This is a genomic window from Pseudomonas alvandae, from assembly GCF_019141525.1.
GTDB classification, from domain to species: Bacteria; Pseudomonadota; Gammaproteobacteria; order Pseudomonadales; family Pseudomonadaceae; genus Aquipseudomonas; species Aquipseudomonas alvandae.
Genome location: NZ_CP077080.1, coordinates 4,934,079 through 4,948,857 on the forward strand (window position 1 = coordinate 4,934,079; position 14,779 = coordinate 4,948,857).

The window sequence follows — 14,779 nt, forward strand, 5'->3', positions numbered from 1 at the left end:
CATTCGCCGGAAGCGAACCCCCGAGCGAAATTTTTTCCGTGCTATCAGATGCTTGCGTCGATTACAGCGGTACACCCAGGCGCTGGGCGACTTCTTCGTAGGCTTCGATGACGTCACCGAGGCCTTGGCGGAAGCGGTCCTTGTCCATTTTCTTCTTGGTGTCCTTATCCCAGAGACGGCAGCCGTCCGGGCTGAACTCGTCGCCCAGGACGATGGAGCCGTCGCTGAACACGCCGAATTCAAGCTTGAAGTCCACCAGCAGCAGGCCGGCGTCGTCGAACAGCTTGGTCAGCACGTCGTTGACCTTGAGGGACAGTTCCTTCATGCGCGCCAGTTGCTCGGCGGTGCCCCAACCGAATGCCACGACGTGGGACTCGTTGATGAACGGGTCGCCCTTGGCGTCGTCTTTCAGAAACAGTTCGAAGGTGTAAGGGTTGAGTTTCATGCCCTCTTCCACGCCCAGGCGCTTGACCAGGCTGCCGGCGGCGTAGTTACGCACGACGCACTCGACCGGGATCATGTCCAGCTTCTTGACCAGGCATTCGTTGTCGCCCAGCAGCTTGTCGAACTGGGTCGGTACGCCGGCGGCTTCGAGCTTTTGCATGATGAAGGCGTTGAACTTGTTGTTCACCATGCCCTTGCGGTCCAGCTGTTCGATGCGCTTGCCGTCGAACGCCGAGGTGTCGTTGCGAAACAGCAGGATCAAGCGGTCAGCGTCGTCGGTCTTGTAAACCGACTTGGCTTTGCCGCGGTAGAGTTCTTCACGTTTTTCCATGATGGGCTCCGCTTGCTAAGTAGATGGGCTAGGCGATATGTCGCCAGTCGAGCCCTGAATCTTGATCGGCCAGTTGCAGCCAGTCCGGGTCGCACCCGAGGGTGTCGACAAAACATTGCCGGGCCAGCTGCGGCAGGTTGTTCTTGCTGCTCAGATGGGCCAGGACCAGGTGTTGCAGGCCTTGCCAGCCCAACTCGGCCACCAGGTACGCCGCCTGGTGGTTGTTCAAATGTCCGTGTTCCCCGCCTACCCGCTGCTTGAGAAAGTAGGGGTAGAACCCACGCGCCAGCATGTCCCGGCAGTGGTTGGATTCGATCATCAATGCATCGAGATCCCGGTAACTGTCCATCACCCTGTCGCAATACGAACCCAGGTCCGTGAGCAATCCGAAGCGCCGCTCGCCGTCGCTGAACACATATTGCGTCGGTTCCCGGGCATCGTGGGCCACGCTGACGACGCTGATGTCCAGGCCTCCGATACGCAGTTGCTCGCCACCGGCCACGAAACCGGCTGGCTCGATGGGCTTGCGCAGGCCTTCCAGCGTGCCACGGCTCAGGTACACCGGCAGATTGTAGCGCCGAGACAGCAAACCCACGCCATGCACGTGGTCGGCATGTTCGTGGGTCACCAATATCGCGCTCAGTTGCGCCGGGTGCACACCCAGGCGCAACAGGCGCTTCTCGGTTTCCCGCAGGGAGAAACCACAATCGACCAGCACGTACGTGCCAGCACTGGCTATCAGCGTGCCGTTCCCCTGGCTACCGCTGCCGAGAACGGCAAAACGCATCGGATCAGCCCAGGTTGTCCTGAATCACGCCCAACACCTTGCGAGCCACGTCGGCCGGCGCCACGGTGTTGATGTTCTTCTCGACGGTGACCTGGACGTTGTCGCCGACCTTGCTCAGGCGAACCTGGTAACGCTCGGCACGGGCTTCGATTTCTTCCTTGTCCGGCTTGCTGCCGAACAAGCCACTGAAGAAGCCAGGTTTCTCGTCTTTCTTCTCGGCTTTTTCAGCCAAGTTGATGTAGTACAGGCCCAGGCTGCGGTTGATGTCCTCAACCCGCCATTCGCCCTGCTCCAACGCACGACCCACGCTCGACCAGGCGCGGTCGAGGTCGGAGCCGACGTTGAGCACCGGGTTGCCGCTGCCGTCTTCGCTCAGGCTGACGCGACTTGGCGTGTCGTAGTCGCGGGTGGCGAGCATCGAAACCGAGCCGCCCTGCTCAGCGGTACGGCTCATGCTCGCGAGCATGTCGTCCACCAGCGCGGCGTCGAGGCCGGTGTTGACCGAACGGTTGGTGAACGCCACGTCGGCGGTGCTGCCGGCGGGACGCTCGGCGCTGACCACGTAGATCTCACTGGTGTTGCGTTGCACGCCTGGCTCGATCCGCACACGCACGCGGGTTTCGCTGTCGGCTGCAACACCGGCGCCACTCAGACGCTTGGCCATGGCGGCGGACAGTTCATCGGAACGCTGCCAGGTGGTGGTGAATTCGCCCGTCTGTGGGCGCTGTTCGTCCAGGCGGAAACCGTTGTCCTGGAAGAACTGGATTGCCACGGGCCAGACTTCGGCCGGTGGATGCTGGCCCATGACCCAGCTGGAATCACCGCTCTTCTGCAAGGTGTAGTCGCTGGCATCGGCCACGGCCGACAACGGCTGTGGACGCGGGACAACGTATTCGCCCTTGACGCTGTCGTCGGCGACGTTGCGCGGGATCGGCAGCAGCGGATCCAGGCGCTTGGCGACGCTGACGTCCGGCGGCAGTTGCATCGGTGCAGTCTGTTGCGCTTGCAGGTAATCGCTACCACGGTCGCGGAAGTAACCTTCCGGCCCCCAGATCCATCCGCAGCCACTGGTGCTGGAGATAATCAAGGCAAGTGCGGAAAGTCCGGCCATTCGCTTCATGCGTTGTACTTCCTCAATTAAACCAGGACGCCGGACTGGCGCATGGCCTGCCGCAGCGTTTCGTGACAAGGGGTGCTCAGCCAGGTCAGTGGCAGGCGGATGCCTTCATGCATCAGGCCCATTTCGACCAGGGCAAACTTCACCGGGATCGGGTTGGCTTCGATGAACAGGTCCCTGTGCAGCGGCATCAGTTTTTCGTTCAGTGCCCGAGCGGTCTCGGCGTCGCCGTTCAGCGCAGCCTCGCAGAGGTCGGCCATTTCGCGCGGGGCAACGTTGGCGGTGACGGAAATGTTGCCCTTGCCACCCATCAGGATCAGCTCGACAGCGGTCGGATCATCACCGGACAGCACGAGGAAGTCCTCGTCCACGCCATCGAGGATGGCCTTGGCGCGCTTCAGGTCGCCGGTGGCTTCCTTGATGCCGATGATGTTCGGCACGGTAGACAGGCGGATCACGGTCTCGGCCTGCATGTCGCAGGAGGTGCGGCCGGGAACGTTATAGAGGATCTGCGGGATGTCGACGGCTTCGGCAATGTGCTTGAAGTGCTGGTACAAGCCTTCCTGGGTCGGCTTGTTGTAGTACGGAACGACCAGCAGGCAGGCATCGGCTCCGGCTGCCTTGGCGTTGCGGGTCAGTTCGACGGCTTCGCGGGTCGAATTGGCGCCCGTGCCGGCGATGACCGGAATGCGCCCGGCAACCTGTTTGACCACGGCTTTGATCACGGCGATGTGTTCTTCAACATCAAGGGTTGCCGACTCGCCGGTAGTACCGACTGCGACGATGGCATGGGTGCCGTTCTTGAGGTGGAAGTCCACGAGTTTGCTGAGGCTGTCCCAGTCAAGACGCCCTTGTGCATCCATGGGAGTGACCAGTGCCACCATACTGCCCGCAATCATGAAACCGCTCCTGCCGGAAAAAGAGAGCGGTAATGGTACTGGCGCCAAGATGCTTGTACAAGCGAACTCCCATTCCCCTTGGCGATGGTTTTCGCTACCCTTCAGGCTTTGATCGGTACTGATAAGCTCATACGCCGGTTTCCAGCTTCCGTTTCCGTCGCTCCAAGCCCCGATCCTGCGTTTGTCCCGGGGGTATTTGTGTTGCCCCGCAACGCATTGCCCCCTCCAGGCACAGGGCTTGAACCGTTCGGTTTCCCAAGGCTGTCACCGCGCCGAGCTGAAACGTATCGACCGCTCATCGCTTTAGGAATGCTGCATGTCCACCCCCACAGTCCGCGAACAATTCCTTGTCATCAGTGCCCTTGGCGCCAACCCCATGGAGCTGACTAACGTCCTGTGCCGCGCCAGCCATGAGAATCGCTGTGCCGTCGTGACGTCACGCCTGACTCGCCATGGCGAATGCAGCGCGCTCGTGCTGGAAATCTCCGGCAGCTGGGACGCCCTGGCCCGCCTGGAGGGCAGCCTGCCCTTGCTGGCCAAGAAGCATGCGTTCACCGTCAACGTGGTCCGCAGCGCAGCGCTGGAGAATCGTCCCCAGGCCCTGCCCTATGTGGCCTACGTGAGTTCGGCCTATCGCCCGGACATCATCAACGAGCTGTGCCAGTTCTTCATGGACCATCACGTCGAGCTGGAGAACCTGACCTGCGACACCTACCAGGCTCCGCAGACCGGCGGCACCATGCTCAACGCTACGTTCACTGTGACACTGCCGGCCGGCACCCAGATCAGTTGGCTGCGCGATCAGTTCCTGGATTTCGCCGACGCGATGAACCTGGATGCCCTGATCGAACCGTGGCGCCCACAAAACCCAATGTAAGGAAGCGTTCATGGCCGTTGCCGTCGACCAGCCGGTTACCGATTTCCGAGCGCCCGCCACCAGCGGGCAGACCGTCTGCCTCGCGGCCCTGAAAGGCAAGCAGGTGGTCATTTACTTCTACCCGAAAGACAGCACCCCGGGTTGCACCACCGAAGGCCAGGGGTTCCGCGATCAGTACGCACAATTCCAGGCCGCCAACACCGAAGTGTTCGGCGTCTCCCGGGACAGCCTCAAGTCCCACGAAAACTTCAAGTGCAAGCAGGAATTCCCCTTCGAGCTGATCAGCGACAAGGACGAAGCGGTTTGCCAGTTGTTCGATGTGATCAAGTTGAAGAAGCTATACGGCAAGGAATACCTGGGCGTTGACCGCAGCACATTCCTGATCGACAAGGATGGCGTGCTGCGCCAGGAATGGCGCGGCGTGAAGGTACCGGGGCATGTGGATGCGGTGTTGGCGGCGGCTCAGGTGCTTAACAAGGCCTGAAATCTCGTTGCCTGTACTGGCGCTATCGCGAGCAAGCTCGCTCCCACACTGGATTTGTGTCGTTAAATCAAATCCCTGTGGGAGCGAGCTTGCTCGCGATGAGGCCTTAAGCATCACTTCATATTCAAGTCACAACAACGGCGCCACCACCGGTTCCTTGCTCGGCCACGCATCCAGCACCGCCTTGAACAGCGTCGCCAGGGGAATCGCGAAGAACACCCCCCAGAACCCCCACAACCCGCCAAACAACAGCACCGCACAGATGATCGCCACCGGATGCAGGTTCACCGCCTCGGAAAACAGCAGCGGCACCAGCACATTGCCATCCAGCGTCTGGATGATTCCGTAGACCGCCATCAGGTAGATGAACTGATCGCTCCAGCCCCACTGGAACAGTGCAATCAGCGCCACCGGCACCGTCACGACCACGGTGCCGACGTAAGGCACCACCACGGAAATACCCACCAGCAAGGCCAGCAACGCTGCGTAGTTGAGGCCCAGGGCGACGAAGCCGATGTAGGTCACGCCGCCACAGATGAAGATCTCGATGACCTTGCCGCGGATGTAATTGGCGATCTGCCGGTTCATTTCCTGGGCAACCCGAGTGATCAGCGCTCGTTCGCGCGGCAGATAACCGCGGACCCAGCGCCCGATCATTTCCCGGTCCTTGAGAAAGAAAAACACCAGGATCGGCACCAGCACCAGGTAGATCATGATGTTTACCAGCAGCGGCAAGCTGGACAGGGAAAACGTCAGCGCCCACTGGCCAAACTTGCCGATCTCACCGCGCACCACTTCGATCGTCTGCAGCACCTGCTCATCCGAAACCAGGTGGGGATAGCGTTCAGGCAGTAACAGCAGCAGCGATTGCCACTTGGCGAGCATTCCTGGGAGTTCGTTGAACAGCGTCACCAACTGATGCCAGAGCAAGGGCACGATCACTACCAGGAACACCACCAGCAGCCCCATGAACAAGGCGAACACCATCCCCACCGCCAAGGAACCCGGCAGCCGCATACGCTCCAGCGTGGTGACCAGGCCTTGCATCAGGTACGCCAGCACCATCCCCGCCAACACGGGTGCGAGCATGCCCCCCAGTGTCAGGACCGCAGTGAATCCGAGGAACAGCAGCACGGCCAACACCACGGCTTCTTCATCCGAGAAGTAGCGCTGGATCCAGTCGCGTAACACTTTGAACATTAAAAATCCTTATGGGAGGGCTGTCGGCTTTCAGGCCTTTTGCAACCAGTAACGGTAGACGCCGTTCTCGTCCTCTTCGCGCAGCAGCGTATGACCGGCCAATCGGGCAAAGGTGCGGAAATCACGTTGGGAGCCCGCGTCCGTGGCGGTTACCTTGAGCACGGCGCCGCTGGCCAGGCGATTGAGTTCCAACTTGGCCTTGAGCAACGGCAACGGACAATTCAGGCCGCTGGCGTCCAGTTCGGCATCGTGGGCTACATCATCGGTCATTGCTTCACTCCGCAACAGGTCGTCGAGCCGCCTAGAATATCTGGTCCCGGACACGCTGTCCGGCTACAGTAAGGTCTTTGTCGACTAAGGCTCCGTGCATGACATTTCTGCGCCCCACCCTGCTGACGCTCGCTTGCCTGCTCGCCTCACCGGGCTTCGCCGACGACCTGCCGTCACTTGGCGATGCCAGTTCTGCCATCGTCTCGCCGGAACAGGAACACCAATTGGGTCGCGCCTGGCTGGCCCTGCTGCGTAGCCAGGTCTCGCAACTCAACGACCCGCAGCTCAAGGATTACGTCGAAACCAGCGTCTACAAGCTGGTGGAAACCAGCCAGGTCAATGACCGGCGCCTCGAATTCATTCTGATCAACAGCCCACAGCTCAACGCCTTCGCCGCACCCGGCGGGATCGTCGGGGTCAACGGCGGCCTGTTCCTCAACGCGCAGACCGAAGGCGAATACGCCTCGGTCATGGCCCACGAACTGGCGCACTTGTCGCAACGCCACTTCGCCCGTGGCGTGGAAGCCCAACAGCGTATGCAAGTGCCAATGATGGCGGCGCTGCTGGCTGGCATCGTGGTCGCCGCCGCTGGCGGGGGCGATGCCGGGATTGCCGCCATCGCCGGGACCCAGGCCGCCGCCATCCAGGAACAACGGCGCTTCTCGCGCCAGAACGAGCAGGAGGCCGACCGCATCGGCATCCAGAATCTGGAAAAGGCCGGCTATGATCCACGGTCGATGCCGACCATGTTCGAACGGCTGATGCGCCAGTACCGGTTTGACGCCCGTCCCCCGGAGTTCCTGCTGACTCACCCGGTTACCGAGTCGCGTATCGCCGACACCCGCAACCGTGCCGAACAGGCCAAGCCGGGGGGCATCGAGGACAGCATGCGCTATCAACTGATCCGCGCGCGGGTCCAGTTGACGTATGAAGAAACCCCGGGACTGGCCGCCAAGCGCTTCCGCGCGCTGCTCGACGAAAACCCGAAGAACGACGTGGCTCGCTATGGCCTGGCAATTGCCCAGGTCAAGGGCGGCCAGTTGAATGAGGCCCGTGAAAACCTCAAGCCGCTGCTGACCAAATCACCCAACGAGATCATCTATAACCTGGCCCAGGTCGATCTGGACATCACCAGCAACAAGCTGCCAGACGCTCAATCTCGCGTCGACCGGCTGCTGGCCCAGTACCCGGGCAATTACCCGCTCAACCAGGTCCGTGTCGACCTGCTGCTCAAGCAGAATCGTCCCGCCGATGCGGAAAAAGCGCTGGAGACCCTGCTCAAGAGTCGTCCGGACGATCCGGACGTCTGGTACATGGTGGCGGAGACTCGCGGCCTGTCGGGCAATATCATCGGTTTGCACCAGGCCCGCGCCGAGTACTTCGCGCTGGTCGGAGACTATCGTCAGGCCATCCAACAACTGGACTTCGCCAAACGACGCGCGGGGAGCAATTTCCCGTTGTCATCGCGCATCGATGCCCGGCAGCGAGAGCTCATGGAACAAGAGCGGATGGTCAAGGACATGATGGGTTGAATATCCATCAGGCATAAAAAAACCGCCTCGATTCGAGGCGGTTTTTTTTCAGCTCGGCTTATTCGGCCAGCTTGAAGGTGATGAAGCTTGCACGCCCCTGACGCAAGACACGCATCGACACCGAGCGGTTCTTCGGCAGCGCCTTGGCGATGTCGGTGAACTCCTTGGCGGAGCCGATGGCCTGGTTGTTCAGGTGCGTAATGATGTCGCCTGGTTGCAGGCCAATCAGGGCAGCAGGACCGTCCTGCACTTCCTTGATCACCACACCACCTTGCAACTCCAGGGTGCGCTTCTGCTCTTCAGTCAGCTCGACCACCGCCACACCGAGGCGATTGCTGCTGCGCTCGACGCCGGACTTGGGCTGCGATTCGAGTTCTTTACCCTCTTCCGGGATCGCGCCGACAGTCAGCTCGACATTCTTGCGCTTTCCTTCGCGGATCACTTCCAGGTTGGCCTTGGCGCCAGCCTTGAGCGCGCCCACCAGGTGTGGCAAATCGGCGGACATGATGATTGGCTGGCCATTGAGGCTGAGGATTACGTCACCCACCTGCAAGCCACCCTTGGCGGCCGGGCCACCGTCTTGAATCTGCGCAACCAACGCACCGGCGGGTTTCTCCAGCCCGAACGACTCAGCCAGATCCTTGTTCACTTCCTGGATGACCACGCCCAACCAACCCCGGCTGACCTTGCCCTCGCTTTTCAGTTGGTTGGATACATCCATCGCGACATCGATCGGAATGGCGAACGAAACGCCCATGAAACCGCCCGAACGGGTATAGATCTGAGAGTTGATGCCCACCACTTCACCGTTGAGGTTGAACAACGGGCCACCGGAATTGCCTGGGTTGATCGGCACGTCGGTCTGGATGAAAGGCACATAGTTTTCGTTCGGCAGGCTACGCCCGATAGCACTGACAATCCCTTGGGTCACAGTGTGGTCGAAACCGAACGGCGAACCGATGGCGACGACCCACTGGCCAGCCTTCAGATCCTGGGATTTGCCCAGCTTGAGCACCGGCAGGTCCTTGCCGTCGATTTTCAGAAGCGCCACATCGGAGCGCGGGTCGGTGCCGATCAGCTTGGCCTTCAGCTCGCTGCGATCGGCCAGGCGCACCAGGATCTCATCGGCATCGGCGATCACATGGTTGTTGGTCAGGATGTAGCCGTCAGGCGAAATGATGAAGCCCGATCCAAGGGACTGGGCTTCACGCTGGCGACCGCCGCCCGGCGAACGCGGTTGCTGCGGCATCCCACGCTCGAAGAACTCGCGCAGCATCGGCGGTAGGCCTTCCAGGTCTGGCATCTGCTGGTCCGAGACACGGCGATCCGGCAACTTCTGTGTGGTACTGATGTTCACGACAGCGGGCGAAGCCTGTTCGACCAGTTGTGTGAAGTCCGGTAATTCCACGGCCACGGCAGGAACGGCCTGACCGAGGACCAGCACGGTGGCAAATATGGAAAGATAGGTTTTCAAGCGTGGTATCGACATACGGCTCCCGTTACGACGAGCATGGTTAAGCGATATGGAGCAAGGACTACCGGAGAACGATACGCCGGTATTATTGTTCCGCAAACAGACAAGGCCAGAGCCGAGCGGCTCTGACCTAATAGAAAAAAATTGGTTTTTTTGCAAATGAAAATGCTGACAGGAAGTTTCGGCATTTCGATCAAGCCTTGGCGTCATCGGCCTCTTGCGCAATCGAGCCACCTGAGCACTGTGCTATTGGGCTGCCGCGACATCGGAGCGCATGGACAGCGCGATCCGTTCCGCCGTGCCAATGGGAATCTCACCTACCACCGTGACCATCATCTCGCCTTGGGGCGTGGTGAGCCGACGAGAAACAGCAGCCGTCGGACCCAGTTGGGTACGAGTGTCGGTTGCGGTGGCGCCATTCAGCGGTTCCAGGAACACCGAGAAACGAGCGAGCCCGTCGTCGTACATGAGGCTGTTGACCTGGATCTTGGTATCCGGATCATTGCGTGCCACGCTGCTTGTAAGTTCAAAACCAGGCGGAAGCCAGTCTGAATGCCAGGTAGTCTTCACGGCGGTAGCTTTATTGGAATCCTGAACGACAGCCTTGCACTCGGCACTGGCCTGCAGGTCACCTTCCGAAGGCTCGGAGGTGCTCAGTCGAGTGAACTGAAAGCGTTCCAGCAATTGGCCCTTGTCATTGAGCAACAGGGACTTGAGCGGTAAACCGGTCTCTTTGTCCAGATGCAGCTCGAAGCCATAGCGATGCTGGTCTTTGGGGGTCAGGGCGACAATGACAGCCTGACGCCCGGCCACGCGCGACTTGCCAATGACGGCAAGGTCGTACCAATTCTTGAGTTTTTGCGGATCGAGCGCACGTGCAGTGCCATCAGGCGTGTTTCCCAGCCCGGCGATCAAGGTGCCGCTGACGCATTGAGTACGTCCATCAATGCGCATGACCTCCTGTGCCGAACCGTCGAGCTGGAGCAACCGCTCGCGGACTTTGCCATCCTGGACGCGATGCCAGATGTTATGGGTAGAAAAACTACCGTTACGCTCGTAAACGAAAGTGCCCTGGAAGCTCTGCTGTTGCTCGGCCTGACTCAGACGATTGAGCCAGTCCTGAGCTTCACCGGCATAGGCTGGAGCCACACACCAGCCACCGAGCAGAAGCGAAACGAGAGGTATGGCGCGCATGGTCCTCCTTAACGGTTTTCCAGACTGGCCGCACGAGCATATGGCAGAGCGCTTTCGGTACCTTTCAACGCAGCTTGCTGAGCATGCTGGCGCAGATAGTTGGGCAGACGCTGATCGTGCCAACCTGGCTGTCCTTGCAGAACCCCGTTAGTCATGGGACCTGCGGCTTCAGAACTTTCGCTGTAGCCGGCCAGAACCGCAGGACCTTTGACCTGTGGCGTCGCCAGGCTTGGCTGGTTGGACTGCTGCGCCATTTGTACGCCAGCGATCTCATCCTGGTTGTACAGACGCACACCCGCCAGCACAGCAACGGTGACCGAAGCGGCAACAGCCAGTCGGCCCAGGCTGCGCCATGGTCCGCGGGAGGCTTTCGCCGGTACGGCTTCATCCGCCAGTGCAGCAGAAACCGCCGCAGCGATGTCCAGACGCGGAAGCAGCAGATCCTTGTGCATGACAGCCCGGGCGATCTGGTAACGAGCCCAGGTCTCACGGGTTTCAACATCGTCAAAGGCATTCAATACCCGACGCAATTCCAATTCGTCCGCTTCGTTATCCATCACTGCGGACAGCGATTCCTGCAGGGCTTCACGACTCATGGCGTTCCTCTCTTGGCTGTCGCCGCTGTCTCAGTTTTCCTGCAACAACGGTTGCAGGGCTTTATCGATGGCCTCCCGAGCGCGGAAGATCCGGGAGCGCACGGTACCCACCGGACACTGCATGACGCTCGCAATGTCCTCGTAACTCAGACCGTCGAATTCACGTAAAGTTAAAGCCGTACGCAAATCTTCAGGCAGTTGCTGGATGGTTCGATGGACGGTGCCTTCAATCTCATCCCGCAGCAATGCACGTTCAGGTGACTCGAGGTCCTTGAGGCCATGATCGCCATCGTAGAACTCGGCATCCTCGGAACTCACATCGCTATCCGGCGGCCGGCGGCCGCGTGAAACCAGATAGTTTTTCGCCGTGTTAATGGCGATGCGGTAAAGCCACGTGTAAAACGCGCTATCCCCGCGAAAATTTCCAAGTGCGCGGTAGGCCTTGATGAAGGCTTCCTGGGCAACATCCTGGGCTTCATGGGTGTCGTGCACGAAACGCACGATCAACCCGAGAATTTTGTGCTGGTATTTCAGCACTAGCAGATCGAAAGCTCGCTTGTCGCCGCGCTGAACGCGTTCGACCAGCTGCTGATCCTCTTCCTGGGTTAGCATGAACACTCCTCGATGAGCTCGAAGGAGGCTTGCATTACCAATTGACCGGGCTTGCAAACATAGACTCGGGCTTTTCGCAAAAGTTCTCCCCCTTCAAAGCAAGTTTCCGGCGCGCTCTGATCCGGCACGCACGAAAAACGCAGCACGAGATTCCCCGGCCGCGCGAATAATCTGTCGCCGGGCCTGTCGGACGAGGATTCAGATGAATCCCTGCACCAACCCGACGCTGTTCCCTTCTGCAGACAACCGTCTATTGAACGTATGCGCTTGGCAAAAGTTCCCACTATTTATCGCTCTTCAACGCGAAGATTTGGCGACCATGACGAGATAAACAGCGTTCTGTCCTCGAAAAGGCCGCGTTGTCGCACATTCATCGAAACCTTGACCCGACGAAGCGCATCGCTTTCCTGTCACCCTGGTTTCACATTGCCATGAACGCCCGGCTATTGTGCCGATCCCCCCCTCTATATACTAGTGGGCTGCGTGGCTGCCTGACCCGTCGAAGCGGTGTCTGGCGCTAACCCCGACCCGGGTCGCTTCAAGCGGAAACCATTCGAATGAGCCAACAGTTCCAACATGATGTTCTGGTAATCGGCAGCGGCGCCGCCGGGTTGAGCCTGGCCTTGACCCTGCCTGCACATTTGCGCATCGCCGTGCTGAGCAAGGGAGACCTGGCCAACGGTTCGACGTTCTGGGCCCAGGGCGGCGTGGCGGCCGTGCTGGATGACGCCGATACCGTCCAATCCCACGTCGATGACACACTTAACGCGGGCGGCGGGCTGTGCAATCAGGAAGCGGTGCGCTTCACCGTCGAGCACAGCAAGGAAGCCATCCAGTGGCTCATCGACCAAGGCGTGCCATTCACTCGCGATGAACAGTCCGGCACCGAAGATGGCGGCTTCGAGTTCCACCTGACCCGCGAGGGCGGGCACAGCCATCGGCGAATCATCCATGCCGCCGATGCAACCGGCGCGGCCATTTTCAAGACGCTGTTGGCCCAGGCCCGGCAGCGCTCCAACATCGAATTGCTGGAGCAACGGGTCGCGATCGACCTGATTACCGAGAAGCGCCTGGGCCTGGAGGGGGATCGCTGCCTGGGCGCCTATGTGCTCAACCGCGGCACGGGAGAAGTGGACACCTACGGTGCGCGCTTCGTTATCCTGGCCTCCGGTGGCGCGGCAAAAGTCTATCTCTATACCAGCAACCCCGACGGAGCCTGTGGTGACGGCATTGCCATGGCCTGGCGCTCGGGCTGCCGGGTGGCGAACCTGGAATTCAACCAATTCCACCCTACCTGCCTGTATCACCCGCAGGCCAAGAGCTTCCTGGTGACCGAAGCCCTGCGTGGCGAAGGTGCTCATCTGAAGCTCCCCAACGGGGAGCGCTTCATGCAGCGCTTCGATCCTCGCGCCGAATTGGCACCCCGGGACATCGTCGCGCGGGCCATCGACCATGAAATGAAGCGCCTGGGCATCGACTGTGTCTATCTGGACATCAGCCATAAACCCGAGGCGTTCATCAAGAGCCATTTCCCGACGGTCTACGAGCGCTGCCTGGAATTCTCCATCGACATCACCAAGCAGCCGATCCCGGTGGTACCGGCAGCGCATTATACCTGTGGCGGGGTGATGGTTGACCAGCATGGCCGCACGGACGTGCCTGGCCTGTATGCCATCGGCGAAACCAGCTTCACCGGACTGCACGGCGCCAACCGCATGGCCAGCAACTCGCTGCTGGAATGTTTCGTCTATGCCCGCTCGGCGGCGGCTGACATTCTCGAGCAATTACCCCAGATCGCCATCCCGGTCGCCCTGCCCTCGTGGGACGCCAGCCAGGTCACCGACTCGGACGAAGACGTGATCATCGCGCACAACTGGGACGAACTGCGGCGCTTCATGTGGGACTACGTCGGCATCGTACGCACCAACAAGCGCCTGCAACGGGCGCAGCACCGGGTGCGCCTGCTGCTCGACGAGATCGATGAGTTCTACAGCAACTATAAAGTCAGCCGCGACCTGATTGAACTGCGCAACCTGGCGCAGGTGGCCGAACTGATGATTCGCTCGGCCATGGAGCGCAAGGAAAGCCGAGGCCTGCATTACACGCTTGATTATCCGAACCTGCTGCCCGAGGCGCTGGATACTATCCTGGTGCCGCCCACCTACGCCGGCTGAACCGCAGCCGTACCCGCAGGCGCCGGTGGACATCCGGCGCCAGCGCGTCGCGGAGCACGCACAACGAGCGGATCCGCCACTCGCCCTTAAGGCGGAAGCGCAGCACCACGATCATCGGTAATGCGAGGCTGTCAGGTCGCAACTGCACCGGCTGCCAGCCGCCATCGACGCGCCAGAGCTGCCAACCATCGGCATCGCGACGCAAGCCACGGAAGGCCTGTCGATGGGTCAGCAGCAAATGTCGCGGCAACACCCAGGCGCCATGGCCCAGGCACAGCATGACGCCAACGGCTGCGAAGCCGGACGGGACAGCCAGGAGCAGCAACGAGCCCAGGGCGAACGCCTGGGCCACGAGGTACGCCGCCAGCAATTGCCCGGAGGCCTGCCAGCGGCATTCGAAGCGATTACTTGGGTTGGACACGATCCAGAATCATCCGGACCATGCGTTGCAGTTCCGGGTCTTCGGATTCACTGCGCTCCATGAACCAGCCAAACATGTCCTGATCCTCGCATTCGAGCAGACGGACGTAGCAGGCACGATCGACCTCGTTAAGGTGGGGGTAGACCTCTTTCACGAACGGCACCAGCAGCACGTCAAGCTCAAGCATGCCGCGGCGGCTATGCCAGTAGAGGCGATTCAGTTCAACATCTTCGACCATGGAGCGCTCCTCAAATAGAGCGCAAGTATACAGGCCCCGCCGTGGCGTGACAGACGGCTTTGGTCGGGCGCCGTCAATCCTTTGTGAACTACCCATTTCATGGGCGCCCCCTTATGATGTCTACCAGAC

General features: G+C 60.4%; 16 protein-coding genes. 4 read left to right on the top strand and 12 right to left on the bottom strand.

All coding sequences use genetic code 11. The features are described 5' to 3' along the window. Positions 1 to 61 precede the first annotated feature (61 nt). From purC to dapA, 4 genes are read right to left on the bottom strand one after another with little or no spacing between them, the layout of a single operon-like run. Entirely contained in the window at positions 62 to 775 is a 714-nt protein-coding gene (purC, locus tag KSS97_RS21780; RefSeq protein ID WP_030141208.1) for a phosphoribosylaminoimidazolesuccinocarboxamide synthase, read from the bottom strand. Between the two features lie 28 nt (positions 776 to 803). Next, the gene (locus KSS97_RS21785) at positions 804 to 1,562 is read right to left on the bottom strand and encodes an MBL fold metallo-hydrolase (RefSeq protein WP_217860128.1); all 759 of its coding nucleotides are present in this window, start codon (positions 1,560 to 1,562) and stop codon (positions 804 to 806) included. Positions 1,563 to 1,566: 4 nt separating this feature from the next. Then, positions 1,567 to 2,682 (bottom strand): NlpB/DapX family lipoprotein, encoded by a 1,116-nt coding sequence (gene bamC / locus KSS97_RS21790; protein ID WP_217860129.1) that lies wholly within the window; start codon positions 2,680 to 2,682, stop codon positions 1,567 to 1,569. A 17-nt stretch (positions 2,683 to 2,699) separates the two neighbouring features. Then, positions 2,700 to 3,578 carry a 4-hydroxy-tetrahydrodipicolinate synthase gene (dapA, locus tag KSS97_RS21795; RefSeq protein ID WP_217860130.1) on the bottom strand — a complete coding sequence of 293 codons (879 nt, stop codon included), beginning with the start codon at positions 3,576 to 3,578 and terminating at the stop codon, positions 2,700 to 2,702. A gap of 316 nt (positions 3,579 to 3,894) precedes the next feature. Between dapA and KSS97_RS21800 the strand changes: the two genes are divergently transcribed. Both KSS97_RS21800 and KSS97_RS21805 read left to right on the top strand, forming a co-directional pair. Beyond that, positions 3,895 to 4,455, top strand: a complete 561-nt coding sequence (locus KSS97_RS21800; RefSeq protein ID WP_030141212.1) for a glycine cleavage system transcriptional repressor — start codon at positions 3,895 to 3,897, stop codon at positions 4,453 to 4,455. Positions 4,456 to 4,465: 10 nt separating this feature from the next. After that, positions 4,466 to 4,939, top strand: coding sequence for a peroxiredoxin (locus KSS97_RS21805; protein ID WP_217860131.1), 474 nt, complete (start codon positions 4,466 to 4,468; stop codon positions 4,937 to 4,939). A 129-nt stretch (positions 4,940 to 5,068) separates the two neighbouring features. Here the strand turns inward: KSS97_RS21805 and KSS97_RS21810 are convergent, their stop codons facing one another. After that, complete coding sequence (locus KSS97_RS21810; protein WP_217860132.1) at positions 5,069 to 6,139, bottom strand: AI-2E family transporter; 1,071 nt, start codon at positions 6,137 to 6,139, stop codon at positions 5,069 to 5,071. 30 nt (positions 6,140 to 6,169) lie between these two features. Beyond that, entirely contained in the window at positions 6,170 to 6,409 is a 240-nt protein-coding gene (locus tag KSS97_RS21815) for a sulfurtransferase TusA family protein (RefSeq protein WP_030141215.1), read from the bottom strand. A gap of 98 nt (positions 6,410 to 6,507) precedes the next feature. On the opposite strand from KSS97_RS21815, the gene KSS97_RS21820 reads away from it, so the two are divergent. Next, entirely contained in the window at positions 6,508 to 7,941 is a 1,434-nt protein-coding gene (locus KSS97_RS21820; protein ID WP_217860133.1) for a M48 family metalloprotease, read from the top strand. Between the two features lie 58 nt (positions 7,942 to 7,999). Here the strand turns inward: KSS97_RS21820 and KSS97_RS21825 are convergent, their stop codons facing one another. From KSS97_RS21825 to rpoE, 4 genes are all read right to left on the bottom strand, one after another. Beyond that, complete coding sequence (locus tag KSS97_RS21825) at positions 8,000 to 9,430, bottom strand: DegQ family serine endoprotease (RefSeq protein WP_217860134.1); 1,431 nt, start codon at positions 9,428 to 9,430, stop codon at positions 8,000 to 8,002. A 231-nt stretch (positions 9,431 to 9,661) separates the two neighbouring features. Further along, positions 9,662 to 10,609 (bottom strand): MucB/RseB C-terminal domain-containing protein, encoded by a 948-nt coding sequence (locus KSS97_RS21830; RefSeq protein WP_217860135.1) that lies wholly within the window; start codon positions 10,607 to 10,609, stop codon positions 9,662 to 9,664. 8 nt (positions 10,610 to 10,617) lie between these two features. Further along, on the bottom strand, positions 10,618 to 11,205 hold the full coding sequence (locus KSS97_RS21835) for a sigma-E factor negative regulatory protein (protein ID WP_030138292.1): 588 nt from the start codon (positions 11,203 to 11,205) through the stop codon (positions 10,618 to 10,620). A gap of 30 nt (positions 11,206 to 11,235) precedes the next feature. Next, positions 11,236 to 11,817, bottom strand: coding sequence for an RNA polymerase sigma factor RpoE/AlgU (gene rpoE, locus KSS97_RS21840; RefSeq protein ID WP_003172477.1), 582 nt, complete (start codon positions 11,815 to 11,817; stop codon positions 11,236 to 11,238). 557 nt (positions 11,818 to 12,374) lie between these two features. Here rpoE and nadB point away from each other — a divergent pair. After that, positions 12,375 to 13,991, top strand: a complete 1,617-nt coding sequence (gene nadB / locus KSS97_RS21845) for an L-aspartate oxidase (RefSeq protein ID WP_030138293.1) — start codon at positions 12,375 to 12,377, stop codon at positions 13,989 to 13,991. Here nadB and KSS97_RS21850 read toward each other — a convergent pair. Together KSS97_RS21850 and KSS97_RS21855 are read right to left on the bottom strand one after the other, a co-directional pair. Next, a complete protein-coding gene (locus KSS97_RS21850) occupies positions 13,960 to 14,412 on the bottom strand; it encodes a protein YgfX (RefSeq protein ID WP_217860136.1) in 453 nt (150 codons plus the stop codon). The two genes, nadB and KSS97_RS21850, sit on opposite strands and share 32 nt — an antisense overlap. Further along, on the bottom strand, positions 14,396 to 14,650 hold the full coding sequence (locus tag KSS97_RS21855) for an FAD assembly factor SdhE (RefSeq protein WP_003184348.1): 255 nt from the start codon (positions 14,648 to 14,650) through the stop codon (positions 14,396 to 14,398). The genes KSS97_RS21850 and KSS97_RS21855 overlap by 17 nt, the downstream gene beginning before the upstream one ends. Between the last annotated feature and the right edge of the window lie 129 nt (positions 14,651 to 14,779).